Here is a 16,676-nt window from a genome sequence, read left to right on the forward strand (position 1 = left end):
AAAATGGATATCGACACCACAGCGGCTTGGCAGAAGAGCAGCTTCTGCAATGGCGCAGCGACTTGCGTCGAGGTTGCCCCGCTGGCAAACGGAAGTGTCGCGCTGAGGGACAGTAAGGAGCAGGACGCACCCGTGCTCGTGTTCACCCCGGAGGAATGGGCCGCCTTCACCGCCGGGGTCCGCGAGGGCGAGTTCGACCTGACCGCGCTCACCACCAGCCTTTAGCGAACGGCCCCGCAAATCACCGGCATGACTTGCGGGGCCTTTTACTGCCGAGAAGCCAGCCGAGCAACGCCGCCGCGATCATCGCTGTGGTGAACATCGCGGTACGCCGGGACGCCGGGTGCGCGGCCGTGACGTCCTGCACCGGCTCCTCCATCAGGCTCAACGCATACGCGCGATCGATCGCCGCCACGAAGCGTACGGCGCTGCGCGTCTTCGCCACCGTGTGCCGGTGCTCTCGCGTCTGATCCCAGAACCGCCTGCCCGGATCGGTGTCGAAGAAATCCACACGGGCATATTCGACGAGCGCGTCCTCGGGCAATTCGCCGACTTCGTACAGCATCTCCCAGTAGGACAGGACGAGGTTGAGATAGAGATGCACTCGCGGATCGAGGGCCGTTCCGAAGGCGCCGAAAGATCTGTGCAGAACAGGCTGCTCGATCTGGAGTTGCAACAGCTGAAAATGCTGCATCCGCTCGGCTTCCCTGCGTGTGAACCGCGCCTCTCTCGCCTGCAGGAAAAGCGATGACCCGATGGCCATGAGCGCGAAGGCAGAGAGAACGGCCGAAGCCACTCCGTAGGTCTCCCCGATATCACTCAAATCCTGCCAGCGTGAGCCAGTCGGATCTACCCAGAATTCGAGCAACAGCGGCGAAAGCGCGGTCGCGACGACCACGCAACCTATTCCGAACACAATGGGAAGCGTGGCCAAGAAACGCATGGCCCCACGCGAAGGCCGATGAGTCATAGGCTCACAGTGACACGAGAAACGGGCCCGTGTTCCCAGAACATGGGAAACCGGGCCGTCGTCCCGAGGGGTCAGGAAAGGGCGAGGCCCTGGCTGACGCCGTGGCCGAGGTCCTTGTGGATGTTGGTCCAGTACTCCACGACCCGCTTCTTCATGGCGTCCGTCACCTCGGGGGCCGAGGCGTGGCCGACGATGTTGCTGATCATGTGGGCGCGGTCGGTGTCCGACAGGATGTTCTCCCACCGGGCGCGCGGCTGGACGTGGTCGTCGTCTTCGGCGTGCCTGCTCGCCGAGGCGCGCAGGAGCTCGCCCGTGACGTGGTAGTGCTCGCCCTCGTACAGCGTCGGGTCGGCCGTGGGGCCGCCGAAGCTGTTGGGGGAGTAGAGCGGGTCCTGCGGGTTGGTGAAGGTCATCGGGCCGTCGACGTTGTAGCTGTTGACGGGTGACTTCGGCTGGTTGATCGGCAGCTGCAGGTAGTTCGGGCCGACGCGGTAGCGGTGGGCGTCGGGGTAGGAGAACAGCCGGCCCTGGAGCATCTTGTCCGGGGACGGGCCGATGCCCGGCACCATGTTCGAAGGCTCGAAACCGGTAGTCCGCGGCGGCGCGCTCGGGAACGCGCTCGCGGTTGAAGTGCGCCATCTTCTGGATCAGGTAGTGATCCTGAAGGAGCAGGGGGCCGTTCAGGCCGACGGAGAGCGAGTGGTCGTCACTCGGGGCGGGAACGCCCGAATCGTCGGTGGTGACGGGCCTGTTGGTCATAGTCGCGATCCTCATCTTTGACAGCTCGGGCACACGTCCCGGAGACCCGCGGTCCGGTATGACGGCGCAGGTCAGCGTCTCCCATGGGAGTCAATCTATGCCTTTAACCTGAATTATTTAAGTTTACGAACTTATCTACTCTATGCACCACTACCTCCGGCGAGCTGGACCGACATAGGGGGACAGACAGCGATCGGTCGTACATGGCATGCTCGGTCCCTGAAAGTGTGACTCGAGCTGAAATGGCGACCGATGAAACTCCCCCGTGCCCTGGCGGTGCTGGCCGTCGCCGCCTCCGTCATCGCCTGCTCGGCCAACGAACCTCCGCCCCCCGAACGGAAACAGCAGGCCGGCGCGGCCAAGGCCACCCCCACCGCCGTCAAGCGGCAGCCGTACACGATCTCCTTCGGCGGGGACGTGCATTTCGAGGGGATGCTCCGCCCCAAGCTCGCCGACCCGCGTACGGCGCTCGGGCCGATCGCCGGCGTGCTGCGCAAGGCGGACCTGACGATGGTGAACCTGGAGACCGCGATCACCACCGGCGGCACCCCGGCCCCCGGCAAGCAGTTCACCTTCCGGGCGCCGGCCAGCGCGTTGACCGCGCTCAAGGCCGCCGGGGTGGACGTGGTGTCGATGGCCAACAACCACGGCATGGACTACATGCAGACCGGCCTGGCCGACTCCTTAGCCGCCGGTAAGAAGGCCAAGTTCCCCGTGGTGGGCATCGGCGCGAACGAGGCCCAGGCGTACAAGCCGTACCGGAAGGTCGTGAACGGGAACCGGGTGTCGATCATCGGCGCGACCCAGGTGATGGACAGCGAGTTCATCCAGGCCTGGACAGCCACCTCCGCCCAGGGCGGGCTGGCCTCGGCCAAGAACGAGGCGCGTCTCATCCAGGAGGTGCGCAAGGCACGCAAGAACTCCGACACCGTGATCGTGCACCTGCACTGGGGCACCGAACTGCAGAAGTGCCCGAACCAGGCCCAGCTCTCCCTCGCCCCCAAACTGGTCAAGGCCGGCGCCGACGTGGTGGTCGGCGGGCACGCGCATATCCTCCTCGGCGGTGGGTACCTCGACAACGCCTACGTCCACTACGGCCTGGGCAACTTCGTCTTCTACAACTCCAACCCGGCGACCACCGGACGGACCGGGGTGCTGACGCTCACCATCAACGGCCGCAAGGTGCTCAAGGACACCTGGACGCCGGCGACCATCCAGGGCGGCCTGCCGGTGCCGATGACCGGCCCCGCGCGGCCCCAGGCCGTCGCGGACTGGAAGGCACTGCGCTCCTGCACGGGACTGACCGCCCGCCGCTGAGCGTGATCGTCCATGGGGAGGTTCGATGCGCTGGGTCGAGTCCGGGGACTACGTACGGCTGGCCGTGTTCGAGGAGGGCGACCCGGCCGATCCCACCGTCGTGCTCGTGCACGGCTATCCGGACACCCACCGCGTCTGGGACGAGGTGGCGCGCCGGCTGCGTGACCGCTTCCACGTCGTCCGCTACGACGTGCGCGGCGCCGGCGCCTCCACCGCGCCGCGCGGCCGCCACCGCTACCGCCTGGACCGGCTGACCGCCGACCTGGCCGCCGTGCTGGCGGCGGTCGGCAAGCCCCAGGTCCACCTGGTGGGCCACGACTGGGGTGCGATCCAGGGCTGGGCCGCGGTGGCCAGGCCGGGCATCCGCGAACGCGTCGCCTCCTTCACCTGCTTCGGCGGCCCGGGACCGGGCCAGTTCGGTCACTTCCTGCGGCACGGCAGGCGGCGCGAGGTCGCCGCGCAGCTCGCCAGGTCCTGGTACATCGGCGCCTTCCAGCTCCCCGTCCTGCCCGAGCTGGCCTGGCGCACGGTCCTGCCGGGGATCTTCGAGCGGACGCTGCGGGTCGCCGAAGGGCTGGAGCCGCGACCCGGGCACCCGGCGGACACCCTCCGCGACGACGCGAGCCACGGCGTCCAGCTCTACCGCGCCAACTCGCTCACCGCGCGGGGCGACCCGTGCGTGGACGTGCCCGTACAGCTCATCGAGTGCCTGCGCGACCCGTTCGTCACCCCCGCGCTGCTGCGCGCGCAGGCGCGGGGCGTGGCTCGGCTCTGGCGCCGCACGGCCGACGCCGGGCACTGGGCGCAGCGCGGCGCGCCTGACCTGATCGCCAGAATGATCGGCGAGTTCGCCGAGCACATCGAGGGTGGAGAGGCGGCGAGGGGTTTGCGTACCGCGAAGGTCACACAGGGCCGTAAGGCGTTCACCGGCAGGCTGGTCGTGGTCACCGGGGCGGGCAGCGGCATCGGCCGCGCCACCGCGCGCGCCTTCGCCGCGCACGGGGCGGAGGTGGTCTGCGCCGACCTCGACCCCGCCGCGGCCCGCCGAGCCGCCGACGACATCGCCAAGGACCTGAGAGGTACGGCACACGCCGCGCGGCTCGACGTCGCCGATGCCGTACAGATGGAGGAGTTCGCGGGACATGTCCGGTCCCGGTACGGAGTGCCGGACATCGTGGTGAACAACGCCGGGACCGTGGTCGCCGGAGGCTTCCTCGACCACTCCCTGGAGGACTGGCGCAAGAGCATCGACGTGAACCTGTGGGGCGTGATCCACGGCTGCCGGCTCTTCGCCGCGCAGATGGTCGAGCGCGGCGAGGGCGGCCACATCGTGAACATCGCCTCCCTGGGCGCGTTCACCCCGTCGCGGATCCTGCCCGCCTACTCGGTGGCCAAGGCGGGGGTGAAGATGCTCAGCGACTGCCTCAGGGCCGAGCTCGCCGGCCACGGGATCGGGGTGAGCGCCATCTGCCCCGGCTTCGTGTCCACCTCCATCGCCCGTAACGCCACGTACGTGGGCGCCGCCTCCCGCGAGCTGTCGGAGGAGGCGCTGCGGCGGCGCGGCTACCCGCCGGAGCGCGTCGCCGCGCACATCCTGCGCGCCGTGCACCGCAACGAGGCCGTCGTGCCGATCAACTTCGAAGGGAAGATCGGCTACGCGCTGTCCAGGATCTCGCCCGCGGCGGTGCGCGGCATGGCCAGGTTGGCCACCTTCCCGGGAAATCCACGCATTCGCAGGTAACGATCGGGCTTGTGGGGGGAAGATGGGGCCGTGTCCTCGCCGCAAGTTGAACAGATCTGTGCGCAGCCCAAACCGCTGCGGCGCCAGCCCACACAGCGCCGCAGCGCCCGCCGCGTCGAAAAGATGCTCGACGCCTGCGCCGAGCTCCTCGACGAGATCGGCTACGAGTCGCTGTCCACCACGCGCATCGCGGGCCGAGCCGGCGTCGCGATCGGCTCGGTCTACCAGTTCTTCCCGGACAAACGTGCCATCACCCAGGAGCTGACCAGGCGCAACGTCGAGCAGTTCGTCTCCAGGGTCGGGCGCAGGTTCATGGAGGAGGACTACGCGGGGTGGTGGGAGGCCGTCGACGCGATCATCGACGAGTACGTCGACATGCACCGCACCGTGCCCGGCTTCAAGAGCCTGCACTTCGGTGACGCCGTCGACCTCAACCTGCTCGACTCCGACTCCGACAACAACGCCGTGATCGCCGGACGGCTGCGCGGCCTGCTGCTGAGTGAGTACGGCCTGGCCGACAGCCATGAGCTGGACGTGGCGGTGCTGGTGGCCGTGGAGGCCGGGGACGCGGTGCTCAAGCTGGCCTTCCGCCACGATCCGGACGGCTCACCGGAGATCGTCGACGCGGCCAAGCAGCTCGTGCGCGGCTTCCTGGCCCGCCAGCTCAAGTCCTGGACCCCACAGGCGGGTTAGCCATCCCGAGGGGTCCGGCGGCGAGCTGGTCGTTCCGAGCGGATCCGGCGGCGAGCTGGTCGTCCTGGGCTCATCCGGCTCATCCGGCTCATCCGGCTCATCCGGCTCATCCGGCTCATCCGGCTCATCCGGCTCATCCGGCTCATCCGGCTCATCCGGCTTATTCGGGTCGTCCGGGCGCCCGCTCGGCCGGTCTCGCGGTCCGGCGCTCGTCCGGTTGGAGCGCCGCGGCCGGGGGCTGCCGCTGCAGCTGCTTCGGCGCGCCGGGCGGGCGCAGGCAGCGGATCGGGAGCGACACCGTCCGGACCCCCCTCGCCTCGCGGGCCTCCAGCCTCGCCTCCAGGGCGCGCAGGCTCCGCTCGGCCGATTCGATGGCCTCCAGGCGGGCCAAGACATAACCGGCGAGTCCGGGAATCAGTGCCGAAGCGACGACCGTACAGGCCAGTGCGAAGGCCATCTGCTTGGACGCACCCATCACAGCCCCTCCCGCCCACCGCCGCTGAGCACCGGTTATATGCCCGATGACGTGCGCGGATAAGCGGACGGTGAGCAGGTTTGGACAACGCGTTGCCATGCTCGCGCGGTATCGGCGATGCGTATTGACGGGGCAAAACCGCACCGCGCTCGGTAGTCTCCAGGTTGTGGCGCATGTGACCCGTGAGCACCTTGATCGCCTGCTTGAGCAGGCGCTGCTGGCCGACGACCACAGCTCGTTGGCCAGACGGCTGTACGACGTGGCGCTCGGCTACTCCACCGGCGACGTTTCCAGGGCTTCGATCCTGGTGCAGGCCGCCGAGGAGTGGAGAGCCGCCGGGCAGCCCGCGCGGGCGCTGGAGTGCTTCCAGCGCGCGCTGGAGGACGGTGGCGAGTCCGGCATCGATCCGCGTGCCGGCATCGCCGACACGCTCTTTGAGCTGGACCGGCACGACGAGGCGAGGCAGGTCATCGAGACCATCCGCGCCGAGGGCGAGGTCTCGGCGATGACCGCGCACAGCATCGCCGAGACGCTGGTCGCCTATGGAGACCTGCCCGCGGGGCATGAGTGGGTGACTCAGGCCGTTCTGTCGTGCGACAAGGACGACCCTGAGCACCTGGCCATGCTGCGCACCCGCTATCGCATCAGGGTCGACCTGGGGCTGCCCGAGGACGAGCTCGACGCGCTGATCTCCTGAGCGGCGCGTGGTGACAGGGGTGCGGCCCTGTCACCACGCGGCTGACGCCTGCCGTGACGGACTCAGGGCAGGTCCAGGCCGGGCAGGAGCCCGGTGAGGGCGTCCAGGCCGGTGAGGCCGTCCAGTGACTCCTGCGCGTCCGGCAGCCGGGTGCCGGAGGTGAGCCCGGTCACCGTGCCGGGCACCTGCGGCAGGGTCCGGTTGATGAGCTCGTCCTTGATCTCGTTGACGGGCATGTTCTGCCCGCGCACGCCCTTCCCGGCCACCTTGGCAGGGTCGGGCAGGGTGCCGAGGGTCATCCCGACGGGCAGGTTGGACACGCCCGGGACGTTGGGCAGGTCGGGCAGGTCCGGGACGTCGGGAAGCTTGGCGAGGCTCGGCAGGCCGGGCTCGGCCGCGGTGCTCGACGGCAGCGCGGGCATGCTGGAGGTCGCGGCGATGCCGCCCAGATCCTTCAGGCCCATCGCGGACCGCGCGGAGGCCAGCCCGCTCAGGCCGATGCGCTCGGCCATCCTGGCGGTGCTCGTGGCCAGCTCCTCGGTCTGCGAGGTGACGAGCCGGCTGCCGCCGATCGAGCCGTCGTCCACACGGATCTTGGTGAGGTCGTCGCAGAGCCTCGCCGTCTTCGCCGCGCTCACGGTCGCCGGCTTGGTCCGGCACCTGTCCGCCGCCACGGGGCTCGCTCCCAGCCAGGTGACCCCCGCCATCAGAGTGATCATGGCAAGGATGCTTCGGATGCTCCGAGATGACACTTCACGTCCCCCTGATCGTGCTCGGTGATCTGACGAACGCTGAAGTTAGTCAGCGGCCCCACCCTCGTGAGGCGGCTTGTCCTAAGCCTGGAGCGAACCTTAAGGACCCGGCGCGGGGATGACCGGAGCGTGAAACGCCGGCGCCCGGAGGCCGACCGGGCCTCCGGGCGCTCTTGGCGTCAGGGCGTTCCCGAGGTGCGGGCGCTCTCGGTGCGGTCAGGCCCGCCGGACCGCCAGCTCGTCGTCGCCGAGATCCACCAGGACCGTGTCACCGTCGACGACCGCGCCGGAGAGCACCGCCTTGGCCAGCTTGTCGCCGATGGCCGACTGGACCAGCCGCCGCAGCGGACGCGCGCCGTACAGCGGGTCGTAGCCTGTCAGGGCCAGCCACTCGCGGGCCGCCGGCGTGACGTCCAGCGTCAGCCTGCGCTCGGCCAGCCGCCGCGCCAGCCGGTCGATCTGGAGGTCGACGATCCTGGTCAGCTCCTCGGAGCCGAGCGCGTCGAACAGGATGACGTCGTCCAGCCGGTTGAGGAACTCCGGCTTGAACGCGCTGCGCACCGCGCCCATCACGGCCTCGCGCTTGGCGTCGCTCTCCAGCGTGGGATCGACGAGGAACTGCGAGCCCAGGTTGGAGGTGAGGATCAGGATGGTGTTGCGGAAGTCGACCGTGCGGCCCTGGCCGTCGGTGAGCCGGCCGTCGTCCAGCACCTGCAGCAGCACGTCGAAGACCTCCGGGTGGGCCTTCTCCACCTCGTCGAGCAGCACCACGGTGTACGGGCGCCGCCGGACCGTCTCGGTGAGCTGGCCGCCCTCCTCGTAGCCGACGTAGCCGGGAGGCGCGCCGACGAGCCTGGCGACGCTGTGCTTCTCGGCGTACTCGCTCATGTCGATCCGGGTCATCGCCCGCTCGTCGTCGAACAGGAACTCCGCCAGCGCCTTGGCCAGCTCCGTCTTGCCGACGCCGGTGGGGCCCAGGAACAGGAACGAGCCCGTGGGTCGGTCGGGGTCGGCGATGCCCGCGCGGCTGCGCCGTACGGCGTCGGAGACGGCCTGTACGGCCCGCTGCTGGCCGATGAGGCGCTTGCCCAGCTCCTCCTCCATCCGCAGCAGTTTGGCCGTCTCAGCCTCCAGCAGGCGGCCCGCCGGGATGCCGGTCCAGGAGGAGATGACCTCGGCGATGTCGTCGGCGCCGACCTCCTCCTTCACCATGGCGTTCTCGTCCGGCGCCGCCTCGGAGGCGGCCTTGAGCGCCTGCTCCAGCCGGGGCACCTCGGCGTACATGAGCCGGGAGGCGTTCTCGAAGTCACCGTCGCGCTGCGCCCGCTCGGCCGCGCCGCGCGCGTCGTCGAGCTGCTTCTTCAGCTCGCCGACCTTGTTGAGCCCGGACTTCTCGTGCTCCCAGCGGCCGACCAGGGCGTTGAGCTCCTCCTGGCGGTCGGCCAGCTCCTGGCGCAACCGCTCGAGCCGTTGTACGGAGGCCTCGTCGGTCTCCTTGGACAGCGCCAGCTCCTCCATCTTCATCCGGTCGACGTTGCGCTGCAGCTGGTCGATCTCCACCGGGCGGGAGTCGATCTCCATGCGCAGCCGCGAGGCGGCCTCGTCGACCAAGTCGATGGCCTTGTCGGGCAGGAAGCGGTTGGTGATGTAGCGGTCGGACAGGGCGGCGGCGGCCACCAGCGCGCCGTCGGAGATCTGCACCTGGTGGTGGCCCTCGTAGCGGCCCTTGAGCCCGCGCAGGATCGCGATCGTGTCCTCGACCGTGGGCTCGCCCACGTAGACCTGCTGGAAGCGGCGTTCGAGCGCCGGGTCCTTCTCGATGCGCTCGCGGTATTCGTCGAGCGTGGTGGCGCCGATCATGCGCAACTCGCCGCGGGCCAGCATCGGCTTGAGCATGTTGCCCGCGTCCATCGCGCCCTCGGCGGCTCCGGCGCCGACGACGGTGTGCAGCTCGTCGATGAACGTGACGACCTGCCCGGCGCTCTCCTTGATCTCCGACAGCACGGCCTTGAGCCGCTCCTCGAACTCGCCCCGGTATTTGGCGCCCGCCACCATCGCGCCCAGGTCGAGCCCGATCAGCCGCTTGTTGCGCAGCGACTCGGGCACGTCACCGGCCACGATCCGCTGGGCCAGGCCCTCCACGACGGCCGTCTTGCCGACGCCGGGCTCGCCGATCAGCACCGGGTTGTTCTTGGTCCTGCGGCTGAGCACCTGGACCACGCGCCGGATCTCGGAGTCACGGCCGATGACCGGGTCGAGCTGGCCGCTGCGGGCCTGCTCGGTCAGGTCGATGCCGTACTTCTGCAGCGCCTGGTAGGTGTCCTCGGGGGTCTCGCTGGTGACGCGGGCGTGGCCGCGTACCTTCTCGAAGGCGTCGAGCAGCGCCTGCGGGGTCGCGCCGTGCGACTTGAGCAGCTCGGCGACCGGGCCGCCGTCGGCGGCCAGGCCCACGAGCAGGTGCTCGGTGGAGACGTAGAGGTCCTCCAGCCGGTTGGCGTGCTGGGCAGCGGTGTTCATCACGGTCAGCAGGTGGCGGGAGCTCGACGGCGCGCTCACGGTCGAACCCTGTGCCTTGGGCAGCGCCGCGAGCTGCTCCTCGGCCTTGGCCCGGAGCGTGCGCCAGTCGGCGCCGACCACTTCCAGCAGCGGGACGGCGGTGCCGCCCGTCTGGGAGAGCAAGGTCGTCAGCAGGTGCGCCGGAGCGATCTCCGGGTTGCCCTCCGCGGCGGCGCGCCGCATGGCGCCCGAGAGCGCCTCTTGACTCTTCTGGGTGAGCTTGTAGTCCATCTTTTCTAGGCCCCCGGTGGCAGCTCGTAGCGGATCAGCGCCCTGACCATCTGCATCTCGGCGCGCAGCCGGTGAACCTCCTCACGCAGCCGCAGCGCCTCGTTCTCCAGCTCGAGGATCCGCTTGATGCCGGCGAGGTTGATGCCCTCCTCCTGGGAGAGCCGCTGCACCTCGCGCAGCTGGATGATGTCGCGTGTCGAATAGAGGCGGCCGCGCCCCGCCGTGCGGCCGGGGCAGACCAGTCCGAGCCGGTCATACTGCCGCAACGTCTGCGGGTGAAGCCCCGACAACTGCGCGGCCACCGAGATCACGTAGACGGGAGTGTCATCTGACAGGTCGAAATAGTTGGCGTCCATCGGCTACTCGCTTCTGGCCCTCTGGATGAGATCAGCCCGCGGGTCCTCGGCCGCGGTAGCGGTGTTGAACTCGTTGAGGAGCTCGCGTGACTTGTCATCCAGCGTCTTCGGCACGACCACCTCGACCGTGGCGAGCAGGTCGCCCATGGTGCCGTCCTTGCGCGTCACCCCTCGGCCGCGCACCCGGAAGGTCCGCCCGTTGGGCGTGCCCGGGGGAATGCGCAGCGTGACCGGCATGCCCTTGAGGATCGGCACCTTGATCTCGGCGCCGAGGGCGGCCTCGGTGAACGTCACGGGCACGGTCACCGTCAGGTTGTCGCCCATCCTGCCGAACACGGCGTGCGGCTTGACGTGCGTCTGGATGTAGAGGTCGCCCGCCGGGCCGCCGTTCTCGCCCGGTGCGCCCTTGGCCTTGAGCTTGACCCGCTGCCCGTCGGCCACCCCGGCCGGGATGCGCGCCTGGATGGTGCGGGTGCTCTTGGCCCGGCCGCTGCCCTCGCAGATGGGGCAGGGGTCGTCCACGAGCAGCCCGCGGCCTTTGCAGTCGCGGCAGGGCTCGGAGAAGGCGAAGTTGCCCAGGTTGCGGCTGGCCGCCCCGGTGCCCTCGCAGGTCGGGCAGACCCGCGGGGTGGTGCCGGCCTTGGCGCCCGTCCCGCTGCAGGCGGTGCACGCCGCCGAGCTGGTCAGCCGCAGGGACACGGTGGACCCCTCGACGGCCTCCCGGAACGACAGCGTGACCTCGGACTCGATGTCCTGCCCGCGGCGCGGCCTGGTCGTGGCAGAGGTGCGCGTCGGGCCGCCGCCACCCCGGTTGAACAGGCCGCCGAACAGGTCGCTGAAGCGCTCGCCGGTGCCCTGACCACCCTGCGGCTGTCCGGCGGTGCCGCCGAACAGGTCCCCGAAGTCGAACGGGAAGCCGCCACCGCCAGGCGGCCGCTGGCCGCCCACCCCGGACCCGAACAGCGTGCGCGCCTCGTCGTACTCCTTGCGGCGCTTGCTGTCGGACAGGACGTCGTAAGCCTCGGAGACCTCTTTGAACTTGGTCTCCTTGGTCACGTCACCCTGGTTGGTGTCGGGGTGGTACTGCCTGGCCAGCTTGCGGTAGGCCTTCTTGATCTCTTCGGCGGTGGCTGACTTGGGCACACCAAGGACGGCGTAGTAGTCCTTCTCCAGGTAGTCCTTGGTGCTCATCTACGGCCCTTCGTGCTCGTCAGTTGTCGTCTTCGTCGGACGCCGAAGGGGCGTCCCCAGGCTCTGCCACGGCGACCCGCGCCGGGCGCAGCACCCGCTCACCCATCCGGTAACCGGACTGCAGCACCTCGATCGCGGTCGGCTCGGTCACATCCGGCGAGTAGCTGTGCATCAGCGCCTCGTGGATCACCGGGTCGAACGGATCGCCCTTCTGCCCGAAGGTATTGAGCCCGAGCTTGGTGAGCGCCGCTTCCAGCGACTCTGCCACCTTCGCGAAGCCACCGGTGAGCTCGCCGTGATCGCGGGCCCTGCCGATGTCGTCGAGCACCGGGAGCAGTTCCGTGAGGGCGCCCGCGATGGCCTGCTCGCGGACGACGACCCGGTCACGCTCCACGCGCCTGCGGTAGTTGGTGTATTCGGCCTGGACACGCTGCAGATCGGCGGTCCGCTCGGCGAGCTGCGCGGACAGTTCGCCGTCGACCTGCGCGGGCGCCTCGGGCGCGACGGCGGGACCGCCGCCGTCGCCCTGCACCCGTGCCTCGCCCGTCTCCGGGTCGATCTTGCGGTTGTCGCGGATCACCGGTTCCTCGTGTCCGTTGTCACGCGGCGGCATCACTGGTCCTTCTTCGGCTGGTCTTCATCGACGATCTCGGCCTCGACGACGTCGTCGTCCGCGGCCTTCTGCTCCTGGCCCGGCGTGGCGTCCTGGGGAGCGCCGTCACCGCCGCCGGCCTGCTGGCCCTGGGCGTAGATGGCCGAGCCCATCTTCTGGCTGACCGTGGCGAGCTTCTCCGCCGAGGTGCGGATCGTGTCGGTGTCGGTGCCCTCAAGAGCCTTCTTCAGCTCGCCGAGCGCGTCCGTCACCTCGGTCTTGATGTCGGCCGGCACCTTGTCGTCGTTCTCGCGGAGGAACTTCTCCGTCTGGTAGGCGAGCCCGTCGGCGTTGTTGCGGACCTCGGCCTCCTCGCGGCGCTTCTTGTCCTCCTCGGCGTAGGACTCGGCCTCGCGCATCATCCGCGCGATGTCGTCCTTCGGCAGCGCGGAGCCGCCGGTGATCGTCATCGTCTGCTCCTTGCCCGTGCCCAGGTCCTTGGCGGAGACGTTGACGATGCCGTTGGCGTCGATGTCGAAGGTGACCTCGATCTGCGGGATGCCGCGCGGCGCCGGGGCGATGCCGGTCAGCTCGAAGGTGGCCAGCTTCTTGTTGTACGAGGCGATCTCGCGCTCGCCCTGGTAGACCTGGATCTGCACCGACGGCTGGTTGTCCTCGGCCGTGGTGAAGACCTCGGAGCGCTTGGTCGGGATCGTCGTGTTGCGCTCGATGATCTTGGTGAAGATGCCGCCCTTGGTCTCGATGCCCAGCGACAGCGGGGTCACGTCGAGCAGCAGGACGTCCTTGACCTCACCCTTGAGCACACCGGCCTGCAGGGCGGCGCCGATGGCGACGACCTCGTCCGGGTTGACGCCCTTGTTGGGCTCCTGGCCGCCGGTCAGCTCCTTGACGAGGTCGGAGACGGCGGGCATGCGGGTCGAGCCGCCGACCATCACGACGTGCGCGATGTCGGTGACCTTGATGCCGGCGTCCTTGATGACCTGGTTGAACGGGCCCTTGGCGCGCTCGAGCAGGTCGGCGGTCAGCCGCTGGAACTCCGCCCGGGTCAGCTTCTCGTCGAGGTGCAGCGGGCCCTCGGCGGAGGCCGTGATGTAGGGCAGGTTGATGTTGGTCTCGGACTGGCTGGACAGCTCGATCTTGGCCTTCTCCGACGCCTCACGCAGGCGCTGAAGGGCCATCTTGTCCTTGGACAGGTCCACGCCGTGGGCGTTCTTGAACCGCTTGACCAGCTCGTCGACGACCCGCTGGTCCCAGTCGTCGCCACCGAGGTGGTTGTCGCCGCTGGTGGCCTTGACCTCCACGAAGCCGTGGCCGTCCTCCTGGCCGACATCGAGCAGGGACACGTCGAAGGTGCCGCCGCCGAGGTCGAAGACCAGGATCGTCTGGTCCTTCTCCTTGTCGAGCCCGTAGGCCAGGGCCGCCGCGGTCGGCTCGTTGATGATGCGGAGCACGTTGAGGCCCGCGATCGTGCCGGCCTCCTTGGTGGCCTGGCGCTGACTGTCGTTGAAGTAGGCCGGGACGGTGATCACGGCGTCGGTGATCTTCTCGCCCAGATAGGCCTCGGCGTCCTGCTTGAGCTTCTGCAGCACGAAGGCGCTGATCTGCTGCGGCGAGAACTTCTTGCCGTCGATCTCCTGCGACCAGTCGGTGCCCATCTCGCGCTTGACCGAGCGGATCGTCCGGTCCACGTTGGTGACGGCCTGCCGCTTGGCGACCTCACCGACCAGGACCTCGCCGTTCTTCGCGAAGGCGACCACGGACGGCGTGGTCCGCGAGCCCTGCGCATTGGCGATGACGGTGGGCTCACCGCCCTCGAGGATGGAGACGACGGAGTTGGTCGTCCCAAGGTCGATACCTACCGCACGTGCCATGAGTACGTCCTTGTAGTCAAAGTTGAGTCGGTCAGACTCAACGTACGAATGCCTGCCGTCTTTGTCAAACGACTTGAGCCTATCCGACTCAACCCCTGAGGTGGCGGAATCGTTCCCGATGTCCGGAAGTCGTGGGGAGCAGGCAGACGTGTCAGGACTTGGCGCCGTCCACGATCTTGCGGTTGCCGAGGGGGGACTTGAGCTTGACCGTGGTGGTCTTCTCCACCGCGATCATGATGCAGGAGACGTCCTTCGCCTCGGGGGCGGCGCCCTCGTACAGGGTGATGGTGACCCGCTTCGCGGTCTCCTTGACCTTCACCCGGTCGAGGACCGTGCACGGCTCCACGCCGGACCACCAGACGAGGCGCACCTTGCGGTTCTTGGACACCGGCTTGGCCGTCTTCCAGCGGGCCTTGCGGGGGTTGATCGCGTTGCCGACCGGCTTGACCTGCTTCGGGCCCCCGGTCGGCGGTGTGGTCGTCGGCACCTCGATGCCGGCCACCGTGGTGGCGGGAGCCGCGGGAGCGGCCTCCTGCGCAGGGGCCGCCGCCGCGCCGCAGCCGGCCGCGAGCATCAGGCATCCGGCCAGGAAAGTCGTCGTCGCTGTTCGCATACCCATACGACGAATGTGACAGCCGACCGGTTCAGTCGGCCAATCACCGCAGCGGCGGGCATCGGTGAAGTTAGGGTGATGGCGTGCTGCGTCAGGCTCTCCACGCCATCTCCCGGAGCGATCGCGCCGAGCGCGTCGTCTCCACCTCGCCGCTCACCGCGGACGTGGTCCGGCGCTACGTCGCCGACGACGTCGGCCGGGCCGTCGACGAGCTGACCCGCGCGGGCCTGCTCGTCAGCGTCGACCATCTCGGCGAGGCCGTCCACGACAGAACCCAGGCAGAACGGGCGGTCCAGGCCTACCTGGCCCTGCTCGAACGCCTGCCGGAAGGCGCCGACGTGTCGGTCCGGCTGACCGCGCTGGGGCTGCGCCTGTCGGAGCAGCTCGCCCTCGACAACGCGGCGACCATCTGCGAGTCCGCCGTGTCCATGGGCATCACGCTGACCCTCGACGCCGAGGAGCACGACACCATCGCCGCCCTGCACTCCATCCACGCCACGCTCCGCAAGGAGCACCCCGACGTGGGCGTCGTGGTGCAGGCCTACCTGCGGGACTCGGTGCGGCGCTGCCACCGGCTGGAGGGGGCCAGGGTGCGGCTGTGCAAGGGGGCCTACACGGCGCCCGGCGCGTACACCTCGGCGGCCGACGTCGACCGCTCGTTCGCGCGCTGCCTGCGGGTGCTGATGGCCGGCACCGGCTACCCGATGGTCGCCACGCACGACCCCCGGCTGATCCGCATCGCCGCCGCGCTGGCGGTGCTGGAGGAGCGCGACCCGTCCGGCTTCGAGTTCCAGATGCTGTACGGCGTGCGTCCGGACGAGCAGGAGCGCCTGGCGGCCGAGGGCGCCCGGGTGCGCGTCCACGTGCCCTACGGCGCCGCCTGGTATCCCTACCTGATGCGCAGCCTGGCCGAACGCCCCGCCAACCTGGCCTTCTTCGCCCGCTCGCTGCTGACGCGGGGCTAGCCGCCGGTAGGCTGCGGCCAGCGTCGACCAGGTGAGAGGCAGAAGATGATCGCGATTCTGGGCACCGGCAAGATGGGCGAGGCCCTGCTGTCCGGATTGCTGCGGGCGGGGTTCGAGCCGGCCGAGATCCTGGCCACCGTGCGTCGGCCGGAGCGCGCCCTGGCCCTGCGCGAGACCTACGGGGTCCGTACGGTGTCCAACATCGAGGCCGCCAAGTCCGCCGACACGCTGGTGCTGGCGGTCAAGCCGCAGGACATGGGGGCGCTGCTGGCCGAGATCGCCCCCTACGTGCCGGCCGACCGCCTGGTGATCACCGCGGCGGCGGGCATCACCACGGCCTTCGTCGAGCAGCGCCTGGGCGTCGAGGCGCCCGTGGTCAGGGTCATGTCCAACACGCCCATCCGCTTCGACGAGGCGATGAGCTGCGTCTCGGCCGGCTCGCACGCGGGGGAGGAGCACTTGCGGCGGACCGAGGACCTGCTCAACCCGGTCGGCAAGGTGCTGCGCATCCCCGAGTCGCAGCAGGACGCCGCCACGGCGCTGTCGGGCAGCGGCCCGGCCTACTTCTTCTACCTGGTCGAGGCCATGGTGGACGCGGGCATCCTGCTCGGCATGCCGCGGGCGTCGGCGCTCGACATGGTCACCCAGTCGATCGTGGGCGCGGCCGTGATGCTGCGCGACTCGGGCGAGCATCCGGTGATCCTGCGCGAGGCCGTCACCTCGCCGGGAGGCACCACCATCGCGGCGATCGCCGAGCTGGAGCGGCACAGCGTCCGCGCCGCCTTCCTGGCCGCCATCGAGGCGGCCCGCGACCGTGGCCGCGAACTCGCCTCCGGCTGACCGGGCCGCCCTCGACCGTGGCCGCGAGCTCGCCTG

General features: G+C 69.6%; 16 protein-coding genes and 2 pseudogenes. 7 read left to right on the forward strand and 11 right to left on the reverse strand.

Going from position 1 to position 16,676, the window contains the following annotated elements; translation table 11 throughout:
- Nucleotides 1–3: 3 nt before the first annotated feature.
- The gene (locus IEY87_RS46790; RefSeq protein ID WP_189142095.1) at nucleotides 4–225 is read left to right on the forward strand and encodes a DUF397 domain-containing protein; all 222 of its coding nucleotides are present in this window, start codon (nucleotides 4–6) and stop codon (nucleotides 223–225) included.
- Between the two features lie 16 nt (nucleotides 226–241).
- Here the strand turns inward: IEY87_RS46790 and IEY87_RS46045 are convergent, their stop codons facing one another.
- The 3 genes and pseudogenes from IEY87_RS46045 to IEY87_RS46050 form a co-directional block, all read right to left on the reverse strand.
- Entirely contained in the window at nucleotides 242–898 is a 657-nt protein-coding gene (locus tag IEY87_RS46045; protein ID WP_225277445.1) for a DUF6082 family protein, read from the reverse strand.
- Nucleotides 899–1,041: 143 nt separating this feature from the next.
- Nucleotides 1,042–1,548, reverse strand: a pseudogene (locus IEY87_RS29560) (catalase); the annotation flags it as partial.
- A gap of 82 nt (nucleotides 1,549–1,630) precedes the next feature.
- Nucleotides 1,631–1,744: pseudogene (locus IEY87_RS46050) on the reverse strand (hypothetical protein); the annotation flags it as partial.
- A 237-nt stretch (nucleotides 1,745–1,981) separates the two neighbouring features.
- Between IEY87_RS46050 and IEY87_RS29570 the strand changes: the two are divergent.
- The 3 genes from IEY87_RS29570 to IEY87_RS29580 all read left to right on the forward strand — a co-directional run bounded on the left by IEY87_RS29570 (nucleotide 1,982) and on the right by IEY87_RS29580 (nucleotide 5,480).
- Entirely contained in the window at nucleotides 1,982–3,046 is a 1,065-nt protein-coding gene (locus IEY87_RS29570) for a CapA family protein (protein ID WP_189142099.1), read from the forward strand.
- A 25-nt stretch (nucleotides 3,047–3,071) separates the two neighbouring features.
- Nucleotides 3,072–4,787, forward strand: a complete 1,716-nt coding sequence (locus IEY87_RS29575; RefSeq protein ID WP_189142100.1) for an SDR family oxidoreductase — start codon at nucleotides 3,072–3,074, stop codon at nucleotides 4,785–4,787.
- Nucleotides 4,788–4,910: 123 nt separating this feature from the next.
- Nucleotides 4,911–5,480 (forward strand): TetR/AcrR family transcriptional regulator, encoded by a 570-nt coding sequence (locus IEY87_RS29580; protein ID WP_189142267.1) that lies wholly within the window; start codon nucleotides 4,911–4,913, stop codon nucleotides 5,478–5,480.
- 160 nt (nucleotides 5,481–5,640) lie between these two features.
- On the opposite strand, the gene IEY87_RS29585 is transcribed toward IEY87_RS29580, so the two are convergent.
- Complete coding sequence (locus tag IEY87_RS29585; protein WP_189142101.1) at nucleotides 5,641–5,955, reverse strand: hypothetical protein; 315 nt, start codon at nucleotides 5,953–5,955, stop codon at nucleotides 5,641–5,643.
- A 166-nt stretch (nucleotides 5,956–6,121) separates the two neighbouring features.
- On the opposite strand from IEY87_RS29585, the gene IEY87_RS29590 reads away from it, so the two are divergent.
- On the forward strand, nucleotides 6,122–6,652 hold the full coding sequence (locus tag IEY87_RS29590; protein ID WP_225277392.1) for a tetratricopeptide repeat protein: 531 nt from the start codon (nucleotides 6,122–6,124) through the stop codon (nucleotides 6,650–6,652).
- Nucleotides 6,653–6,714: 62 nt separating this feature from the next.
- On the opposite strand, the gene IEY87_RS29595 is transcribed toward IEY87_RS29590, so the two are convergent.
- The 7 genes from IEY87_RS29595 to IEY87_RS29625 form a co-directional block, all read right to left on the reverse strand.
- The gene (locus tag IEY87_RS29595; protein ID WP_189142102.1) at nucleotides 6,715–7,371 is read right to left on the reverse strand and encodes a hypothetical protein; all 657 of its coding nucleotides are present in this window, start codon (nucleotides 7,369–7,371) and stop codon (nucleotides 6,715–6,717) included.
- Nucleotides 7,372–7,620: 249 nt separating this feature from the next.
- Nucleotides 7,621–10,191: an ATP-dependent chaperone ClpB gene (clpB, locus tag IEY87_RS29600; RefSeq protein ID WP_189142103.1), complete on the reverse strand. Its 2,571-nt coding sequence runs from the start codon at nucleotides 10,189–10,191 to the stop codon at nucleotides 7,621–7,623.
- A 5-nt stretch (nucleotides 10,192–10,196) separates the two neighbouring features.
- Nucleotides 10,197–10,547 (reverse strand): heat shock protein transcriptional repressor HspR, encoded by a 351-nt coding sequence (locus IEY87_RS29605; RefSeq protein ID WP_189142104.1) that lies wholly within the window; start codon nucleotides 10,545–10,547, stop codon nucleotides 10,197–10,199.
- 3 nt (nucleotides 10,548–10,550) lie between these two features.
- Nucleotides 10,551–11,738, reverse strand: coding sequence for a molecular chaperone DnaJ (gene dnaJ, locus IEY87_RS29610; RefSeq protein WP_189142105.1), 1,188 nt, complete (start codon nucleotides 11,736–11,738; stop codon nucleotides 10,551–10,553).
- Nucleotides 11,739–11,757: 19 nt separating this feature from the next.
- Nucleotides 11,758–12,351, reverse strand: coding sequence for a nucleotide exchange factor GrpE (gene grpE / locus IEY87_RS29615; RefSeq protein ID WP_189142106.1), 594 nt, complete (start codon nucleotides 12,349–12,351; stop codon nucleotides 11,758–11,760).
- Nucleotides 12,351–14,222 carry a molecular chaperone DnaK gene (gene dnaK / locus IEY87_RS29620; protein WP_189142107.1) on the reverse strand — a complete coding sequence of 624 codons (1,872 nt, stop codon included), beginning with the start codon at nucleotides 14,220–14,222 and terminating at the stop codon, nucleotides 12,351–12,353. Before dnaK ends, grpE begins: the two co-directional genes overlap by 1 nt.
- Nucleotides 14,223–14,373: 151 nt before the next feature.
- Complete coding sequence (locus tag IEY87_RS29625; protein WP_225277391.1) at nucleotides 14,374–14,841, reverse strand: hypothetical protein; 468 nt, start codon at nucleotides 14,839–14,841, stop codon at nucleotides 14,374–14,376.
- A gap of 77 nt (nucleotides 14,842–14,918) precedes the next feature.
- Here IEY87_RS29625 and IEY87_RS29630 point away from each other — a divergent pair, with 77 nt between their 5' ends.
- Nucleotides 14,919–15,800, forward strand: a complete 882-nt coding sequence (locus tag IEY87_RS29630; protein WP_189142108.1) for a proline dehydrogenase family protein — start codon at nucleotides 14,919–14,921, stop codon at nucleotides 15,798–15,800.
- A 45-nt stretch (nucleotides 15,801–15,845) separates the two neighbouring features.
- On the forward strand, nucleotides 15,846–16,640 hold the full coding sequence (gene proC / locus IEY87_RS29635; RefSeq protein WP_189142109.1) for a pyrroline-5-carboxylate reductase: 795 nt from the start codon (nucleotides 15,846–15,848) through the stop codon (nucleotides 16,638–16,640).
- Nucleotides 16,641–16,676: the final 36 nt, after the last annotated feature.

The organism is Nonomuraea glycinis, from assembly GCF_014646515.1.
Lineage (GTDB): Bacteria > Actinomycetota > Actinomycetes > Streptosporangiales > Streptosporangiaceae > Nonomuraea > Nonomuraea glycinis.